This window comes from Enterovibrio baiacu (assembly GCF_004120195.1).
Lineage (GTDB): Bacteria > Pseudomonadota > Gammaproteobacteria > Enterobacterales > Vibrionaceae > Enterovibrio > Enterovibrio baiacui.
In genome coordinates this window covers 1-19,744 of sequence record NZ_SCHN01000026.1, presented here as the reverse complement: position 1 = coordinate 19,744, position 19,744 = coordinate 1, and the positions used below count along the sequence as shown (strand labels likewise).

Annotated in this window: 11 protein-coding genes; 4 read left to right on the top strand and 7 right to left on the bottom strand. The window is 48.3% G+C overall.

What is annotated here, in order from left to right; genetic code table 11:
* Positions 1 to 142: 142 nt before the first annotated feature.
* On the bottom strand, positions 143 to 2,203 hold the full coding sequence (locus EQP46_RS21940) for a sensor domain-containing protein (protein WP_167482787.1): 2,061 nt from the start codon (positions 2,201 to 2,203) through the stop codon (positions 143 to 145).
* A gap of 199 nt (positions 2,204 to 2,402) precedes the next feature.
* Between EQP46_RS21940 and ubiT the strand changes: the two genes are divergently transcribed.
* The 4 genes from ubiT to rimI all read left to right on the top strand — a co-directional run bounded on the left by ubiT (position 2,403) and on the right by rimI (position 4,366).
* Complete coding sequence (gene ubiT, locus EQP46_RS21935) at positions 2,403 to 2,930, top strand: ubiquinone anaerobic biosynthesis accessory factor UbiT (protein ID WP_192545538.1); 528 nt, start codon at positions 2,403 to 2,405, stop codon at positions 2,928 to 2,930.
* Complete coding sequence (locus tag EQP46_RS21930; protein WP_129495656.1) at positions 2,914 to 3,417, top strand: GNAT family N-acetyltransferase; 504 nt, start codon at positions 2,914 to 2,916, stop codon at positions 3,415 to 3,417. Before ubiT ends, EQP46_RS21930 begins: the two co-directional genes overlap by 17 nt.
* A 117-nt stretch (positions 3,418 to 3,534) precedes the next feature.
* The gene (locus tag EQP46_RS21925; RefSeq protein ID WP_129495655.1) at positions 3,535 to 3,930 is read left to right on the top strand and encodes a DNA polymerase III subunit psi; all 396 of its coding nucleotides are present in this window, start codon (positions 3,535 to 3,537) and stop codon (positions 3,928 to 3,930) included.
* Positions 3,920 to 4,366, top strand: coding sequence for a ribosomal protein S18-alanine N-acetyltransferase (gene rimI, locus EQP46_RS21920; RefSeq protein WP_102317473.1), 447 nt, complete (start codon positions 3,920 to 3,922; stop codon positions 4,364 to 4,366). Before EQP46_RS21925 ends, rimI begins: the two co-directional genes overlap by 11 nt.
* A gap of 49 nt (positions 4,367 to 4,415) precedes the next feature.
* On the opposite strand, the gene EQP46_RS21915 is transcribed toward rimI, so the two are convergent.
* The 6 genes from EQP46_RS21915 to EQP46_RS24135 all read right to left on the bottom strand — a co-directional run bounded on the left by EQP46_RS21915 (position 4,416) and on the right by EQP46_RS24135 (position 19,699).
* Positions 4,416 to 6,350, bottom strand: a complete 1,935-nt coding sequence (locus EQP46_RS21915; RefSeq protein WP_129495654.1) for an EAL domain-containing protein — start codon at positions 6,348 to 6,350, stop codon at positions 4,416 to 4,418.
* Positions 6,351 to 6,420: 70 nt separating this feature from the next.
* Complete coding sequence (locus EQP46_RS21910; RefSeq protein WP_129495653.1) at positions 6,421 to 7,014, bottom strand: OmpA family protein; 594 nt, start codon at positions 7,012 to 7,014, stop codon at positions 6,421 to 6,423.
* On the bottom strand, positions 7,014 to 8,399 hold the full coding sequence (locus EQP46_RS21905; protein WP_129495652.1) for a TolC family outer membrane protein: 1,386 nt from the start codon (positions 8,397 to 8,399) through the stop codon (positions 7,014 to 7,016). Before EQP46_RS21905 ends, EQP46_RS21910 begins: the two co-directional genes overlap by 1 nt.
* Before the next feature lie 23 nt (positions 8,400 to 8,422).
* Entirely contained in the window at positions 8,423 to 9,805 is a 1,383-nt protein-coding gene (locus tag EQP46_RS21900) for an HlyD family type I secretion periplasmic adaptor subunit (protein ID WP_129495651.1), read from the bottom strand.
* The gene (locus tag EQP46_RS21895; RefSeq protein WP_129495650.1) at positions 9,798 to 11,978 is read right to left on the bottom strand and encodes a type I secretion system permease/ATPase; all 2,181 of its coding nucleotides are present in this window, start codon (positions 11,976 to 11,978) and stop codon (positions 9,798 to 9,800) included. The genes EQP46_RS21900 and EQP46_RS21895 overlap by 8 nt, the downstream gene beginning before the upstream one ends.
* Positions 11,979 to 12,058: 80 nt before the next feature.
* Positions 12,059 to 19,699, bottom strand: coding sequence for an immunoglobulin-like domain-containing protein (locus EQP46_RS24135; RefSeq protein WP_205685943.1), 7,641 nt, complete (start codon positions 19,697 to 19,699; stop codon positions 12,059 to 12,061).
* Positions 19,700 to 19,744: the final 45 nt, after the last annotated feature.

Here is a 19,744-nt window from a genome sequence, read left to right as displayed (position 1 = left end):
AGGCGATTTTAGGGAGTCACTTCTGACGGGGCATTGATATAAGGCAGGTTTACGCGTCATACGCCGCGTTTCGTCTCTGAAAGCCATGAAGAAAGCGGTCGGGTTGGTGACATTTTCGTGTCGCAACCCGACGCAATGTGGCTTATGACGCTTTTGCTTTGACTTTTCTATTGCTCACCAAGATGGCTTCAAACTCTGCACGAGGCATGGGTTTGTAGAAGTGGAAGCCCTGAATGGTGTCGCACTTTAGGTTGGCTAACACGCTGGCCTGCTTGCCGGTTTCGACGCCTTCGGCCACTAACGACATGTTTAATGAGCGACCAAGATTGATGATGTTTTCAATCAAGGTGACCTGTTTAGGAAAGGTCTCCATGTCGCAGATAAATGCGCGGTCGATCTTTAATTCATCCAGCGGGAATTTAGCCAAGTAAGACAGTGAGGAATACCCCGTTCCAAAATCGTCAATCGACAAGGAAAAGCCGAGATCTTTTATGGCATTGAGCATTTGGATGGCGTGTTCACCGTCATTCATCACCGCACTTTCCGTTAGCTCAAAGGTAATGAGTGATGGGTCGGTTTGCGTTGCGACCTGCAGTTTTTTCATGTGCGAGGTGAGGTTCGGGTTTTTGAACTGCTGGGGCGAGAGGTTTATTGCCACACGACCCGGCAACACCTGCATGTTTTGCCAGCGCCTCACGGTTTGGAACACCTCACGCATGACATTACGGCCCAGCAATTCAATCATGCCGGAACGCTCAGCCACAGGAATAAAACGCGCAGGGCTGATGTAGCCTTCAACCGGGTGCTTCCAACGCACGAGCGCCTCTGCACCATTGATGGTGTAATCTTTGGCACTCACCTTAGGCTGATACCACACTTCCAACCCATTATTCTGCAGCGCTTTTTGAAGTTCTATTTCCAGCCATAAACGCATCCGCGCTTCTTTGTTCATGTGTTGGCTGTAATTCACCACACGGTTGCGGCCTTGCTCTTTGGCTTCGTACATCGCGGTATCAGCGTTTTGCAGCAAGCTGCGTGCGTCTTTGCCGTCGCCAGGGTATTTCACCAATCCAATGGAACACGCGAGGAATTTACTGAAGTGGTAAAGATCAAAAGGCTGGCTGATCACGTTCACAATGCGGTTAGCAAGGTCTGTGGCCAACGCTTCATCGCTTTGTTCTGGCATCAATACCGCGAACTCATCACCGCCAAGGTGGCCAAGGATGGTTTCAGGCGGTAATTGTTTTCTCAGGCGTTGAGCGATGTCTTGAAGAACACGATCGCCAATGTGGTGGCCTAGAGAGTCATTGATGTTTTTGAAGTTATCGACATCTAGGTAGAACATGACCAATGGCGTTTTATTGGCAATGAGTTGCTCTAAACGACGGGAAAACCCGTGACGGTTATACAGGCCTGTTAACGCATCAAACTGTGCCAATTTTTCAATGGTTTGCTTGTGGTTCTCGGGTTCTGAAACGGAGCGTGAAAGGGTGATGATTGACCCTTCTCCGCCTAATACATTGATGGCGCTGAAGGCGATATTGATCGGGCTGCTATCGGCTGCAGCACAAACCGCTTGGCAAGCAAGTTGTTGCCCTGGTTTTAATGATGTTAACGATGCCACAATAGAGCGCCCTTTGACGGGGCTTATCAGTAGCTTTTCGATGTCTTCACCAAGAATTTCATTAACGCTGTCATAGCCAAGCAGGGCCACGGCGCGTTCGTTCGCGCTCAGTACAATGCCATCATCCAACACGCAGCAACCATCGCTAACAAGTTGGCTTAGGTGTTTAAATCTGTGCTCTGATGATTCAAGTGCGCTGGTGAGTATTTGACGCTCAGAGGTGTCGACAGCATGGAAAATGATGGCACCTTCAGGCAACTCTTCATGCTGAGAAGGGCCAAGCGTGGAAACGCTGAAATGAAAGCTAGAATCATGCACGCCATCGTTGAGAACGATTTCGCCTTCGGAGTTTTCTCCATTAATGGCACGTAAATAATGGGGTTTTAATGCCTCGTAGAAAGTCGAACCCAATATGTCCTTATCGTGTTTTCCAACTAACTCATCCTGATTCAATCCACTGATTTCACAATAACGCTGACTGACCCATAGGTACTGGTGGTTTTTGTCGAGAACGGCGAAGAGAAAAGGGCTGTTATGAGTGAGACGGGAGAACCAATATGTTAACTGCTTCATTGGCATTAAGGCACCACACATCCTAACTGGCGGAGTATTTCCAAATACAACTCCGAATTAATCCAACACTATATAACGTTGAGATAGCAGAGATAAACCTTTATAGCGATGAGCACTGTTTTTTTGACTCAAGGCATAATAGTAAGGTGATCCACTGGCATACAATACACGTTCATTTCGACTGACCTTAAATTGGATGGCTATTTTGCTCGACAAGATTCACACTAAGTTAGTACAGCAAGCTCCTGCTTTTCTTCGCTTACCTGTTAAGCTTGTTCCAGCATCAGTTCAACAATCATTGATGCTTGAAACATTGAAACGTGTATTTCAAGAAGCGTTAGATGATGGTGAGTTTGAGTTCCTTGAAAGCCGTTGGTTGGAAGTGCATGTTCGCGATGTTGGCTTCAAAAGCTACATCAGCTTTGAAAATGAAAAGCTGGTGGTTCGCAGTGACATTGAAAATGCCGATGTGCGCTTCAGTGGCGATCTGAATGATTTGATTTTAATTGCCGCACGTAAAGAAGATCCTGATACCTTGTTCTTTCAGCGTCGATTGATTATTGAAGGCGATACAGAATTAGGCTTAGAAGTGAAGAATTTGATGGACAGTGTGGATCTGGACTCGTTACCCTCCATGCTTCGACAGGCATTGTTCTCCTTGGCTGATTTTGTTCAGAAAGGCTTACAAGCCCCAACCTCTTTGGAAGAAGCACACTATGCTCCTAAGATCTGAAGCTCCAGCTGATCTCCTGCCTATTGATCGATTGGTGAAAAAAGCGTTCGAGACTGATGCAGAGGCCAATTTGGTCATGACATTGCGTGAGAACGGACATAACACCTTGTCTCTCGTTGCATGTAATGATGATGGCAAGGTTGTTGGTCACATCATGTTTAGCCCTGTGATTGTGGGCGGACAAGACACGGGTATTCAAGGTTTAGCACCCGTTTGTGTGCATCCGGATTACCGCAATCAAGGCTTGGCGTCAGAAATGATCCGTGAAGGCTTTGAAATTTTGCATGAGTTTGGTTATCCAGCCTGTGTTGTTCTGGGCGACCCTGCGTATTATTCGCGTGTGGGTTTCGTGCCAGCTTCTCAATATTCCTTGAACTGTAAATGGGATGTACCTGCCGATGCCTTTATGGCTATCGAGTTACTTGATGGTGCATTCAGTGACGCAAAAGGATTGGTGGAATACTGCGCGGAGTTTGACGCGCTATAATTGACTCTGCTTGTCAGCGTTTCACCGTTATGGCGTGCGCTGACATTCCTGCGTTACGTGTTTTTTGATAGCATGCCTTTCATTAACCTTACCTCGTTAAACGGGCACTCGCTTTTTATGAACGATGTTCAACGTCTGAAAGAAATGGGCATTCCCGTATGGGGATTGCGACGCCCTGAATTGTTCCCCAATGCCGCGTTAAATACGTTGACGTTACCGGACACCTGTAAGCTGCTGTTCGTGTCTGACGTGACGCCCAATGAACATGATGCATGGCTGTTTGGTAAGATCCTAGCCAGTATGAAGCTTACGCCGGATCAAGCATTGCGTTTGCCGAGAGAAGCGCTTTCAAACCTAAAATCACATTCTCTGGAATGGTGTTGGTTTGCCGGTGTCGATGCCATCACGATGGCAGATGTAAAGCAACTTACGTCGCCGTCACTTTCACTTCTTCAAGATAATCCTGATGCGAAAAAAGCATTGTGGGTACAGATCCGACAATATGAACGCTGAACTTCTCACGCTCGACGAGCAGTGGTTTAACGCTGTGATTAGCATTGAGCGCGCTGCACATACGCATCCTTGGGCCGAATCGATGTTGGCTCAAGCCGAAACCAAGTTTGCTTGTAACCGTGTCCTTGTCGTTGATGGCGATGTGGTAGGGTATTTCTATGGGCAATGTGTGGCGGGTGAAGCCTCGTTATTGAACATAGCAGTCGCGCCGACGCAACAAGGAAAGGGCTATGGGAAGCAACTTCTCTTGGCGTTTATTGATTGTATGCAGTCTGCAGGAGCTCAAGAAGCCTGGCTTGAGGTGCGTGAAAGCAACGTAAACGCTATCAGGCTTTATGAATCTCAAGGTTTTAATGAATTCGATCGTCGCTTCGATTACTACCCTATAGCGGGTGGACGAGAGGATGCGTTGATCATGAGTTACTGGTTTGAGTAACCGTGACTTGATGAAAAGAAGCCCGCGCTGTGCGGGCTTTTTTGTGTCGTTATCTCTGAGGCTGAAGCTCGTCTTCGATGATCAGCGTTGGTGGATGAATAAAACCTTGGTAAGCATGAATGAGCATAGGATCAAGGCGCTCTAGCAATGCTGTGTTTTTCACTCCCGTGGCAATCACCGTGATGTTGAGTGATTCAGCAATGTTTGCCAACGTGATGGTGAAAAGCTGGTTAGTGCTGCATTGTGTTTGGGTAAATGCTTGATCGAGCTTAACGTAATGCGGCTTTATTGCAGCGAGGTACTCGACGCTCTCCAAGTATCGACCAAAGTGATCGATGCCGATTGAAACCCCACAGGCTTTCATTTTCTTCGAAAACAATAAGCACGCATTGAGGTCTGCACGCGCACTTGCTTCACTGATTTCGAAATGAAGATACTCTGAAGGCAATTCATTGCGAACAACGTTGCACAGCCAATCAATGAACGTACCATCACGAAGGCTTGTGGTTGATAGGTTGAGGGCAATTTTCCCTTGAATTGGACGCTGGTGATGCTGCTGTATCAGGGTTTCAATAATGGCGCGGTCGAGCTCTGCCCCTTTAGAGAAGAAATTGACATAAGGCATGATGCGCCCAGCAGAATGCCATGTGTGCTCAATCAAAGTCTGAGTAAACACTTCGCGATGGAAAATACTCGCGCTTTCTCCCAGCGTATAGACGGGTTGAGACTTTAGCCTGAGTAAACGTTTGTCGATGGCCTCAGACAACAGTTCTCGCCACGCTTCTCGCGCAATGACATGCTCATTGGTGCCTTGGTGAAAAATAAAAACCTCATTTTTCTCAATGGCGTGCTGAAGTGCGTTGTCGGCAAATGACAGCATGTCCGAGCTGGATTTTCCGTGCGCATGCACAACCCCAATATGAACGTCCTTATTGGCGCAAAACCCTGCCATCACAGCTTCATTGTTCAGTGCGCTGATAACAGCATGTAGCACTTTACGGCTTTCTTCGTCGTTATATTCAGGCAGGAAAATGGCCAATTCTTTTTCACCAAAGCGGGCTAAGCACGCATTGCTGTCTTGAATTGCGATGTCTTGCAATGAATGTGAAAGCAGTCTCCATGTCTCGTCTCTGACGGAGTACCCATATTGTCGGTATACATGCTCAAGCCAATCGACCTGGATGATAAAGACTGCGCCTTGGGCATCCTCGCCTTCATCCATCCAACTGTTGAGTTGATGAATAAAATACTGTTTGTTGTACAGCCCTGACACAGCATCAAACATCATACTCTGACGTAAACGTTTTAATTCACTGTTGCTTGATTGCAGCAAGCGTTGGGCGTGTCGACCAAAATGATCCATCGCATGATCAAGGGTTGCAATGCCTGAACGCTTTGAGGTTTCAAGAGGAAGGAATCCATTGTTAGACATTGCGGTCAGTGTTTGTGCTGCATCGAGAATGGCGCGACGTTGTCGACCAATGAAAAAGGCGGCAATGGATAAGGTTATAAACAAGTATGCGGCGTGTATGCCCAGTGTTTTGATGGCATTGAACCCAGCGATTTGTACTTCTTTATTCGGCGCCACAGTGATGGCTAATGAGGCGATAGGGATGCCTTCATGCTGCAATTCAACCTGCCTTTCTATGGATGAAATATGCGCAAAAGGCAGCGACGATGTGGGAGTGTTGACTGTCTCTCCTGACCATGTCGCTTGTTCTGATGTGATCAAGTCAACCAAAGTAAGGGACGTTACGTTGGGTGTCAATGAGGCTTCAACGATACGGACAATGGCTTCTCTGTCATTGTATGAGATGAACACGGGAAGCGTACTTGAAAGCTGAGACGTGAGGTCGTCAGCGTACTGTACTAACTGATTTCTCTGCTGCTGTACATTCCAATGGAGCTGAAGAGAAAAAGAGAAGAACAGTGCGAGAATAGCCAGTGTGAATGCTAAAAAAAGAGAAAAGCGATTCGCAATCATAGTTGATAGGGTTTCTGTCTAATGGACGAAAAAGCGCCAACCTCATCGGTGAATGAGGTTGGCTTTGCGTTTACTCTGACGTGAAAATGGTCCATCGCATGTCAGTGGTGCTGTAGCTTCCGCTCAGCGTTGCCATGACGCGGCGATTGGTTTCATGAGCAAAGTCAGAATCATCATCAATCAATGGTTCTGCATCGCCGTGGCCAATCGCTTCAACACGGGAGGCTGAGATGCCAAAGTCTTTTACCAATGCCTCGGCAACGGCATCTGCGCGCTGCTGTGACAACACCAAATTATGGGCAGGATTGCCCACTTTACTCGCATGGCCTTCGATGGTGACAGTGGCCTCTTTTTGTTCTTCCATAAACGCCACCAATTGCTCCAACTTTGCATAATAGCGCGGAAGTAACTCTGCGGAGTTATTCGGGAATTTCACGTCAAGTTTGAAACTTTGTTTGACGCTCTTGTCTTTCGGACAACCATCGTTGTTTACGGCGGCGCCAGCGATGGTTTCAACGCATTTTTCTCGGGATTTGATGACACCATCAAAGTCGAGATCGCGCAGGTCGTTTTCTTGAGGTGACACATCTTGCATGGTGATGACGTCTTGTGGCGCGCAGCCAGCAAGAAAGATCAGAGGAAGTAAGGCCGCATAGATTTTCATTATTGAACGCCTCCTTGGTAGCTATCTTCACCTAACCACACATCTGGGGTTGTAATGCGAAGTGATTGAAGCAGTTGCCCTGTGGCATTGAGCAATCGATATTGGGCAATGAGATCGTCATATTCTGCGGTGAGGTACTCTCTTCGGGCTTGAAAGAGCTCATTTTCAGCATCCAAAACGTCTATCAAGGTACGTTGACCAAGTTTGAATTGATCCTCATAGGCATTGCGCGTTTCTATGGCAGATTCAACGTGCTGACGCAAATACGTCATTTGCTGAGCAAGAAAATCTCGTGCATTCCACGCTAACGTTGTTCCTTCAACAATGTCGCGATAAACCTCTTGTTGAATGGCTTTAGATTCATTGATGTTGTAAGCCGCCTCACGCTCTCGAGCGCGATCTGAACCGCCTGAGAACAGGTTGTAGCTCACGCGCACCATCGCGAGTACTTCATCGTTGTTGCCGCCAACATCCGCGCCAGTCGGGCTGGTTCCGTCTGTACCGTCTAAGTTGTCATCCCAACCTGCCGAGAGGTCGAAAGTCACTTCAGGGTAGTAGTTACCTTGGGCGGAATCGCGTTGTGCGGTCGCGGCGTTGATGTCATTTCCGGCCACTTTTAGGGTTGGGTGGTAAGCCGTAGAAATATCAAGCGCTTGCTCTAGGCTTTCTGGCAGTAAAAGCGCATCGGGTACAGGAATGCGCGTGTTTTGCGGCGCAACATTGACAAGCTTTTTATACGTAATGTACGCATCTGACAGGTTGTTCTTTGAAGAAATCAAGTTTGAATGGGCGCGGGCAAGGCGGCCAGTAACTTGAGAAAGATCGGCGGTTGAACCCAGTCCTGAATCTGTTTTTTGTTTCACTGCATCGTAAATGGCCTGGTGACTGTCGAGGTTACGTTGGGACAAAATAACGATTTTTTCAGCACGTAAATACTCGAGATAAGCGCGAGAGACTTCCAAGGCAATGTCTTCGGCAGAGGCAAAAAGCGCCCATTGTTCTGCGCTTGCTTCAAACTCTGTTCTGTTGATTTCATTAGCCGTTTGAAAGCCATTAAAAATGACTTGGCGAAGTGATAAGCCAATCTCTCGGCGTGTCAGCTCTTTATCGTCACCATCACGACGTGTTGATGGGCTGTCTGTCCATTCTCGGCCGAGCCCAGCATCGAAGTCGATGCTTGGGTAGTATCCCGATTCGGCTTGATTCACTTGCTCTTCAGAGGCTTTGAATCGATTAAAGGCTTGTCGAATGGTGGGATGCGTATCCAACGCCGTTGCAACGGCTTGCTCAAGTGACTGTGCAAAGGATGTCGATGGAATCAGTGCGGCCGCTACTGCCAATGCAGCCACGCTCCTTTTTAATGACAGACTGACGCTGTTCTTCATGGGTCTCTCCTTGATTATTATCATCAGCGTTCTCTGAGCGCTGATTCTTTTGCTCTGAGTATTGGGTTTAGCAAGTACTCAAGTACTGTTCGCTTCCCTGTAATAATGTCGACAGAGGTCAACATGCCCGGAATGATCGGGAGCTCACCGCCGTCTTTTTTCGTGAGATTGGATTTTTCAGTGCGGATCCTGACGAGATAGAAGCTGTTTCCTTCCTCGTCTTGTGTGGTGTCGGCACTGATATGCTCAAGCTCGCCATTGAGTCCGCCATAACGGGTAAAATCATAGGCGCTGACTTTGACCACTGAGGGCAACCCGGGATGGAGGAAGGCGATGTCTTTTGGTGATATTTTGGCTTCAATCAACAATTGGTCTTCAGCAGGAACAATCTCGATCAAGTCGATGCCCGGCTGAACGACGCCGCCGAGTGTGTTGATATGAATGGTTTTAATGGTGCCAGTGACAGGGGAGGTGATGACTGCCTTATCGACTTTATCCTGGGAACCCACCTGCGCTTGTGTCAGTCGAGATAAGCGTGTTTCTAACTCACTCATTTTCGCGCGCGTGTCATTACTAAACGCCAAAACCGCTTCTCGGCGCTTGAGTATCGCTTCGTCCACTGTGGCTTTTAATTTCGGCTGCATGAGCTTGAGAGAGTCAAGCTCACCTTTGATGTCGTTCACTTGTCGTTCAAGACGAAGTAGGTCAACTTCAGAGACGATGCCGCGTTTTGCCAGAGGGATGGTGATTTTCAACTCGCGGCTTATCAATCCGTAACTGTTCGAGAGGGTGCGGATCTTTGATTCAATTTCTCGGCTTTCTTGCTGTTTTTGCAAAATTTGACGCGCCAAGATCTCCAGCTTGTTTTTCACATCCAGCAAGCGACCTTGGTATTCTAACTCCTGACGAGCAACCAACTCTGGTTCAGCGGCAATGAGGGTGTCAGGGAAGACTAACGGCTGAATGTTGATTTGCACTTTATCGTGCCAATTCGGCGCATCTGGCGATAACGTGATGCTTTGCAGTTCTTTACGCATCCGAATGATATTGGCGCGCAGGCTGGCATCTTCTTCCTCTTGTTGTGCAAGGTCAGAGCGAAAACGGGTATCGTCGATACGGGCGAGCGGTTCACCTTGCTGAACAAGCTGACCTTCAGAGACATACATGGCTTGAAGAATGCCGCCATCCAAACTTTGAATGAGCTGTACTTGCGAGGAGGGGATGACCTTTCCTTCACCGCGCGTCATGCGATCTAGTGAAGCAAAGTTTGACCAAACCAACATCACAGCAAAAAAGGCAAACACGCCCCAGATAACCATGCGATATCGAAGCGGTGCATCTGTCAGCATCGCGCCATACACATCGTCAGTCATTTCGAGGTCATCGTGTTTTAACGCATTAGTCATTTTTCTCTCCAGCGTTACTGCTATTTAAACGCGCGAGAACCTTGTCACGTGGGCCATCCATCACGATGCGGCCTTTATCCATAACAATGACGCGATCCACGAGTTGGAGCAGCGCCATCTTGTGTGTGATCATCACCAAAGTGCGCTCTTTTGCGGCGAACTTCATTGAATGAATAAATTGATTTTCCGCGTGAGCATCTAAACTTGCGGTGGGCTCATCCATGATCAAAAGGGGAGGGTCGTTCAGTAGTGCTCGTGCTAGCGCCACGGATTGTCGTTGTCCGCGAGATAAGGCCTCGCCGCGCTCGCCAACTTGTTTGTCTAAGCCTTCACTGTCTTGTGACGTGAAGATGCCAACACCAGAGAGTTGGGTTGCTCGGATTAATTGGTGCTCTGTTACCTGGCGCGTACCAAACATAATATTTTCACGAATAGTACCGTGAAAAAGCGTGACATCTTGCGCTAGATAACCCACGTTGCGGCGCAGATCTGCTGGGTGTATTTGCTTTGCATCAACGCCATCAAAACGCAGGCTGCCTTGTGATGGTTGGTAGAGGCCTGCAAGCATTCGAATGAGCGTACTTTTACCCGTCCCGTTTTTGCCTAAGATGGCAACCTTGTCTCCGGCTTTTATGGTGAAGCTGGTGGCGTGAAGGGCAGGTTTGTCGGTGTCGGGGTAAAGAAAGCTGACATTGTCGGCATAAATGTCACCGTTTAACCGCTTACGACTAATCAAATGCCCTTTTTCCGCGAACTCGTCTTCTTGTTCCATCATGGCATTGAGTTGACGCATGCCTGATTGTGTCTGGTTCCAGCGGCTCATTAACCCGGCAAGTTGCGCCATGGGTGACACGGCACGGCTTGAGAGCATCACTGCCGCGATGATTCCGCCCATGGTAATGGCTGCATCAGCAACACGATAAACACCAAACACGACGACGGCCACCGAGGTTACTTGCACGATAAATGCGGCAAAGTAGGACACCGAATTGGTGATTTTTTTTACCTTTAGGTTCCAGTTAGCGGTGTGTGCCGTCATCTGTTGCCAGCTTTTTTGAACGATACCTTCAGCCACGTTCGCTTTAATGCTTTCCATCGCCGAGAGGCTTTCGATCAAATGACCATGTTTTTGACTTGCGTACTTATTGGACTCTTCAATGGCCGCTTTAAGTCGAGGCTGGACGAGTAAGGCGTACCCGATAATGGCAATACCTGCGACAACAGGCACTACCGCAAGATCGCCTGCAACCAAGTAGATTATAAAAATGAAGAAAGCTGCAAAAGGCAGATCGACCAAGGTCGTGATAGTGGCAGACGTCAACATGTCACGAATGCCATCGAACTCGCCAAGCTGCTTCGCCATGCCCCCGACGCTCTTGGCTCTTTTTTCTAGCGGTATACCCATTAAGCGCGCGAACAGTCTCGAGGACACGATGATGTCGACTTTTTTACCCGCCACATCAATCAAGTAGGAGCGCATTTTCTTCATCAGAAAATCAAAGCTGAACGCGATAAGTGCGCCTGATGCGAGTACCCACAAGGATTCAAAAGCCAAGTTAGGCAGGACTTTGTCATAGACATTCATGACAAAGAGTGGAGAAACCAGGGCGAACAGATTGACCAATATCGACGCAATGATTGCATCACGGTAGATAGGAGAGGCATCTTTTACCGTCTGCCAAAACCAATGAATTTTGGTGTCATGAAGATGAAGGTCGACACTGTTATCGCCTCGGTATTGGCGCTTAACCAAAAACGCGTAACCGACATACATGGCTTCGAGTTCAGCCAAAGATATCTCTTCTTCGCCGCCAGTTTCAGACGTTTGGATCAGAGCGAGCCCTTTGTCCTCATCAAGGTGGCGAAGAATGCAGGCTTTTTCGTTATTCAAAAGAAGTATGCAAGGCAGCAAAAGCTTAGGAAGAGCATGTAACTGCCGACGAGATAGCTTTGCGGTCAATCCAGCGCGCGCTGCTGCCTGCGGAAATAAATCCGGCTTGAGCAACGCGTCTGTCATTGGTAAACCAGCCGTTAAGGCATCGCCAGAGCACGGTGAACCATAGTGTTCGGTGAGTAATACCAAACAATCTAACAACGGGTCGTCAACCGCCTTTGTGGACGCACTAATGCGCCACTGCGACGGTTTGCGTTCGGCGATACTGACTTCGGTCACCTAGTTCTCTCTATAAATAATTAAAAATACATACGTATAAAAACGAAAAGGGCATGACCAAATGGCCAGTGCCCTAGACGTTAATCGTTTTCAAAATCAATAGTTACAGTTGGTGCATTGACCCCTGCATATCCATCGCTGTCTGTAATTGTGAGCTTAGCTTCTTCTCCATTAATGATGGTATTGACAACGATCCCCCCATCAACGGATGGGTCTAGCCCTTCATTGTCCACTTGTGATTGACTTTTTTTCTGTAGAACAATGTGTTGAGTGACATTGCCATCACTGTCATTTTCTACACCCGTGACGTTAATGGATAACTTAAGCTGGCCATGCTCGTCATAGCCTACTGATAAATTATCTAGGTCACCATTTGATACAGAAACGAGGTCTGATAAATCTAATTTATCTTCATTGACATTAAAATCACCAATGAAGTCAGTGATATGGTCGTATCCGTTGACAGTGCCGAGGTTGACTAAGTCTTCTTTCATCCAAAGGAATGTATCTGCCCCCGCACCGCCTTCAAGCGTGTCTCCTGATTCTCCATTTGCACTAAGGCCTGAACTACCGTGCCCGTTGGCGCCACCTCTAATGGTGTCAGCGCCTGCGCCACCAATGATGTTGTCATTCCCTAAGTCACCAAACAGGTAGGCTCCTTCATTTGCGTCGTACGGGTTTTCGAGCTCGAGTTCAAAGTTGCCGTACTTACCTGAAGCATGGTTCAAGTTGTTTTCGTCAGCGCTGGTGACAATATAACCGGCATCTTCAAATTGTTCTTTGGTGTAGTAATCGCCGGGCTGCTCTTCCCAAGCGTGCTTTTGTTCTAATCCTCCGGTTTTCAGAATTTTCACGATATTCGCATTGATTGCGTCATCGCCACCAAAACCTAATACGACCATTTTATCTTGAGGATTAGGATTAGGATTAGGGTTTAGGGCTGCGTCCTTACCAACAATATCGATATGAACTGTCGCAGAGTCAGTGTCACCTTTTTCATCTTGGATGGTGTATTCGAAGTCAAAGTCTTGCTGCTCGCCAGCCTTGAGGTTGTCACCTTGATCAGCGGCTTCGAAAGTGAATCGGCCGTCTTTCCAAATGGTCAACGAACCTTCGTTAAAGTCAACCGTCGCTTTGCCATCGTCAGTAAACGTCAATGCTTCGCCATTCACTTTGGTGATCGAGAAGGCATGGCCTTCAGGGTCCGAGTCATTGTCGAATAGTGAGCCGCTGATAGTATCGGCATCTGAATTATCGGGTGTTAAACCTTCTTCAACGATGAAGGCGTCGTTCAGAATGGTAATTTCAGTAATGACAAAATCAGACGCATCGCCACTGGTTTGTGATTCACCGTCTTTTGTTCGTGGAAGGGCTTCAAACACAACATAAGAAAACGGCGTGTTTGAGAAGATGGTAAATGCCCCTTTGTCACCCGAATCTAACGAGAATGATTGGGTCTTGATGAGATTGCCATCGGCATCGTAAAGCTTATATTGACCGACTTCTGTACCATTCTCTTCGGCAAACAACCGCGAAACACCAAACGCTAATGCCTTAATAGGATTGGTTAAATCAATGCGCAAAGCTTCGGACGAGTCTGTCTCATGGTCGTATTCCACTTGATACGGAACATCTCCCGCGCCATCATCACGCGCATTGTCAGCCACACCCATACCGTATTTGTTGTCTAGGTGCTTGGAATTTTCGCTTACTGTATCCCCAGCCCCGCTTAGTGAGCCATCGGCATTAAAGGCTTCCCCTTTTTTGAATGCTTTGACGGTGAAAAAGCCATTGCCGTCCAAGTTTGCCCATCCATCCGCTTTGGATGTGGTGAACAACACGTCACCGCCATCGTCATTGGCATTCACTTCATTAACGTAAATATGAATATTTGCCGACTCGAGAGATTTATTTGTACCGTCGGTGGCGAAGTATTCAATCTGAACGGGGCCATTGTAGTCAGGGCTTGGTTTGAAGGTGATGCCGTTTTGCCCCAATGCTAAAGAGCCGGCATCGCTTGGCACTAATACAAAGCTGCTTAGATCATCTTTGTTCCAAATACTGACTGTGTCGCCAGTATCTGGGTCGGTGTCGTTTTTGGTGATGTCAGTGAAAGCAATGAAAATACCATCAGCATCACTGTTGTTAACCCAATAGGGATGAGGGCCGCCCACTTCAATGTTACCTTCGTCGTAATCGTCTTTTGCGACTGGTGGGTTGTCGTTATCGATGACTGTTGAGGATACTGTTGCGCTTCCTTCAACGATCTTTCCTGATAGGTCTTTGATCCCTTGAGCGACACTTTCGAAACTTTCACTGGTTACTTGGGTGATGTTACCAACGATGGTTTCCAGCCCCTCAACGTGCGCGTCATTTTCGACGGTGAGCGAGATCGTTTGAAGCTCTGTTCCTGCTTCCAATACGTAGCTGTTATTGAGGTTGTTGGTTGAGGAGAAATCATCGAGCGATAGCTGCCCGTCGCGGCCTAAAGACCAATCAACGTTAACTGAAACCGTCTGTCCCGCTTCCAATTGTACTTTGTCACCGTTTTCATCAACCAGTGACAACGTGAACTCGAGAGTGGGCTCTCCTTCTTCGTTTACTTGTGTTTGTGCTGCTGTAAAAGTAACGAAGAGTGATTCTGTAGAACTTGAGACATCTTCATCCTCGATGACATGCGTAACATCGCCAGAGGTAACGACATTTTCATAACTGTTGACGATTTTTCCTTGCACATCGCCCAGCGAAATGGAGATAGTTTCGCCACTGTCTTTGAAGTTGTCATTGGTCGCCGTTACGTCAAAAGGTTTGCCCAGAACAACGGAACCATTTTTGGATATGCCAGACGTTTCGATATCGCTGTTGTTGCTGTGATTCAAATCAACGCCTTCAGAGAGGGTGACTATCACTTTTCCGCGATTCGCATCAGAGAGCGTCACGTTCCCGCCATCATCAATGTCTGCGAGGATTTCACCGTTAGGCGCAACAGGGAGCGCGATGTACTGGATGGTATCGCTTTCAGCTTCGGTCAGTATTTGGCTGCCATCAGCTTCGACTGGGGAACCGTTCTCTAAAACAAGCTTGCCAGAACCATCTGCGACGAAGAGTTTCACGGTGACTGACTCACTGCCAGAAACGATTTCATCGAGGATGTTTGCTTCTGCGATAGCTTGCGCTTCTTGAGGCTTTCCGTTGCTATCTAGTTCACCTTCTCGAACGATTTCAAAGCTCGACTGGCTGATTTGCGTCACATGCGCTTTTAAGCTTTCAGACCCCTCTTTCAAAGAGTCATCTTTAACGTGAACAGTTAAACCTTCAGAAGTACTGCTCTCTCCACCGTTGATGGTGACGAACGTTGGCAAGCCGTTATGGTTGGCGAAATCAGAGACTTCACTTGACCCATTCCAGCTAATTCGAACATCAACGGACTCACCAGCAGGGACGTTAACAGGATTTCCATTTACGTCGACCAAGGTGACTGTGTAAGTGATCGTTGCATCATCTGACTCTGTTACATCGCCAGAACTTTCGATGACGACATAAACGGTGTCATTTGTGTCTCTGTCACTGTGGTGTTCATCTCGGATGGTGGTCGTGACCTTGTCATCGCTACTGACGACTTTTTCATAGGTTTGTTCTAAAGAGGCGATTTGATCATCAGTGAGCTCAGCTTTAACAGTGAATTCTTCTTTTACTTCTCGGTAGAGATCATCGAGCGCCTTGGCTGAAAACGCGTCGTTTAACTTTACAGTGATGGTTTGACCATTGAGATCAAAATCCGCAGACCCGTTTTGATTCAGACCAAGATCCGAGAAGGAAACATTGATTTCAGATTGATTTCCTTCGTCGATGATATTGCCATTGCTGTCTACAAGAACCGCTTTGTAAACCGCCTCATTGGTGCCTTCTTCGACATTTTCATTGATGGTATTCGTGCTGACGAGCTTACCATTAACCACTGCGAAAATTTTCACGGAGACGGTGTCTTCAGCGTTAGACGTTGATTCGTCTTCAATTGTTACGACAGCTTTGGCTTTTCCTTTTGATGGAATGCCATTGTTATCTAACTTGCCTTCAACGACCTTTTCGAATGAATCTTGCTTGATGTTCTTAATGTGGGCGACGAGTTTCTCTGTGCCTTCATTGAGGTTGTCATCTTTGATCTCAATGTCGAATGAGGCGTGACTTTCACCGCCCTCAATGATTATCGATTTCGGGAGATCAGTGCCTTCGGCAAAGTCTTCCTTCTCGGTTGAGCCTTTCCATTTTAAGTTGATGGTAACGGATTCATTGTTTGGAACGCTGACTTCATTTCCGTTTTGGTCAACAAGTGTGACGGTGTAGGTGATTGTTTCACCGTCGGATTCTTCAACTTTCTTATCACCATTTATTTCGATGATGGCAAAAATGGTATCAATGTCATCTTCGACTAGTGTTGTCACCGTCGAATTATCTGTTGTGAGGTCTTCAAACTCAGTGCCACCTGAAATGCCAGTAATTGATGCCTCGGCAGTATCCGACTCTGTAAAGATATCGTCCCTATTCACAATAAATTCAACGTCTTTTGTGCTCTCACCTTCTTTGAACGTAACGTCTTTCGATGAGCCGTCTGGCAGCTGAATTGTTACGATGACATTGTCATCATTAGCCACTTCAACCGCATCGCCATCAGCATCTTGTAATTCGATGGTGTAGGTAATCTTGCCGCCATCTTCCGAGACGGAACTTGAACCTGATAGCTTGGCTGTAATGACATCGCCATCATCAGTAATGTCTGTATTTACATCTTTGCCACCTTTCTGCAGATTTTCCAGCTTGGCGTTGTTGCCGGTCTCTTGTACCGAAGCAATGCTGTTGGTGATGTCAGCGGAGTCGTAAATGTCGTTGGCAACATCCGTGAAGGCAGAGCCTGCTGTTTGACCTGCTTTGATAGTGATTTTTTCACCGTTGGCTAATGTCACTGTGATGTCGTTCTGAGCCACGCCGCCTTCTAATGTGGCGGTGTAAGTAATCTGGCCACCTTCGTTGACTTTGTCAGACGCAGTGAGTTTGACAGTGACGGTATCCATGGTGTCATCGACAGAGACAGTGACGCTGTCTGGTGAGGTCAGAGATTCAAATTCACCGCCCGTGACGGTCACGTCATAGGTGGTGTCAGATGCATCAACCACGACATCTTCGCCGTTGTTGATATCGAATGGCGTGGAGGTCACCAAGGTACCCGGCGTGTAGTCGGTGCCGAAGGTGAGGGTAGCCCCGTTGCTTAGGGTGACCGTCACATCAGTCTTTGGTGTGTGGTCGAGCGAGCCCGTGATGGTGGCTTTGTCTGTGCCTTCTTCAACCGTGACATTGTTCAGTGTTAGGGTCGCAGCATCGCCGTTTTCGATGATATCAGCCACAGTCGTGGTGACGGTTGCACCATCTGCTTGCAGGCCTTCCAGCTTAGCGTTGTCACCCGCCTCGGTGACATTGGCAATGCTGTTGGTGATGTTATCGGAGTTGTAAATGTCGTTGGCCACGTTCGTGGTGACAGTGCCTTCGGTTTGACCTGCGGTGATGGTGATAGTCTCACCGTTCGCCAAGGTCACTGTGATGTTGTTTTTCGCAACGCCGCCTTCCAATGTGGCGGTGTAAGTAATCTGGCCACCTTCGTTGACCTTGTCAGATGCAGTGAGTTTGACGGTGACGGTGTCCATGGTGTCATCGACAGAGACAGTGACGCTGTCTGGTGAGGTCAGAGATTCAAAGTCACCGCCCGTGACAGTCACGTCATAGGTGGTGTCAGACGCATCAACCACGACATCTTCGCCGTTGTTGATATCGAATGGCGTGGAAGTCACCAAGGTGCCTGGCGTGTAGTCGGGGCCGAAAGTGAGGGTGGCCCCGTTGCTTAGGGTTACTGTTACATCAGTCTTTGGCGTGTGGTCGAGCGAGCCTGTGATGGTGGCTTTGTCTGTGCCTTCTTCAACCGTGACATTGTTCAGCGTCAGGGTGGCCGCATCGCCGTTTTCGATGATATCAGCCACTGTAGTGGTGACGGTGGCGCCATCTGCTTGCAGATCTTCCAGCTTAGCGTTGTCACCCGTTTCGGTGATGCTTGCAATGCTGTTGGTGATGTTAGCGGAGTCGTAAATGTCGTTGGCAACATCCGTGAAGGCAGAGCCTGCTGTTTGACCTGCTTTGATAGTGATTTTTTCACCGTTGGCTAATGTCACTGTGATGTCGTTCTGAGCCACGCCGCCTTCTAATGTGGCGGTGTAAGTAATCTGGCCACCTTCGTTGACTTTGTCAGACGCAGTGAGCTTGACAGTGACGGTATCCATGGTGTCATCGACAGAGACAGTGACGCTGTCTGGTGAGGTCAGAGATTCAAAGTCACCGCCCGTGACGGTTACGTCATAGGTGGTGTCAGACGCATCGACTACAACGTCTTCACCGTTGTTGATATCAAATGGCGTGGAGGTCACCAAGGTACCCGGCGTGTAATCGGTGCCGAAGGTGAGGGTGGCCCCGTTGCTTAATGTCACCGTGACTTCAGTCTTTGGTGTGTGGTCGAGCGAGCCCGTGATGGTGGCTTTATCTGTGCCTTCTTTTACGGTGACATTGTTCAGGGTCAGGGTGGCCGCATCACCGTTTTCGACGATATCTTCCACAGTCGTGGTGACGGTTGCACCATCTGCTTGCAGGTCTTCCAGCTTAGCGTTGTCACCCGCCTCGGTGACATTGGCAATGCTGTTGGTGATGTTATCGGAGTGGTAAATATCGTTGGCAACATCTGCGGTGACAGTGCCTTCGGTCTGACCTGCTTTGATAGTGATTTCTTCACCGTTCGCCAGTGTGACGGTAATGTCGTTTTGGGCTTCACCGCCCACGAGGGTTGCGGTGTAAGTAATCTGGCCACCTTCGTTGACCTTGTCAGACGCAGTGAGTTTTACGGTCACGGTGTCGATGGTGTCTTTGACAGAGACAGTGACGTTGTCTGGTGAAGTCAGAGATTCAAAGTCACCGCCCGTGACGGTCACGTCATAGGTGGTGTCAGACGCATCAACCACGACATCTTCACCGTTGTTGATATCAAATGGCGTGGAGGTCACCAAGGTACCCGGCGTGTAGTCGGTGTCGAAGGTCAAGGTGGCACCGTTACTTAGGGTTACCGTGACATCAGTCTTTGGTGTGTGGTCGAGCGAACCCGTGATGGTAGCTTTATCTGTGCCTTCTTTGACCGTGACATTGTTCAGCGTCAGGGTGGCCGCATCGCCGTTTTCGATGATATCAACCACAGCAGTGGTGACGGTTGCGCCATCTGCTTGAAGGTCTTCTAACTTAGCGTTGCTGCTAGCTTCTTGTACTGACGCAATGCTGTTGGAGATGTTAGCAGAGTCGTAAATGTCGTTGGCCACGTTCGTGGTGACAGTACCTTCGGTCTGACCTGCGTTGATGGTGATAGTCTCGCCATTCGCCAGTTTGACAGTAATGTCGTTTTGGGCTTCACCGCCCACGAGGGTTGCGGTGTAAGTAATCTGGCCGCCTTCATTGACCTTGTCAGACGCAGTGAGTTTGACGGTCACGGTGTCCATGGTGTCTTCAACAGAGACGGTGACGCTGTCTGGTGAGGTCAGAGATTCAAAGTCACCGCCCGTGAYGGTTACGTCATAGGTGGTGTCAGACGCATCRACYACAACGTCTTCACCGTTGTTGATATCRAATGGCGTGGAGGTCACCAAGGTACCCGGCGTGTAATCGGTGCCGAAGGTGAGGGTGGCCCC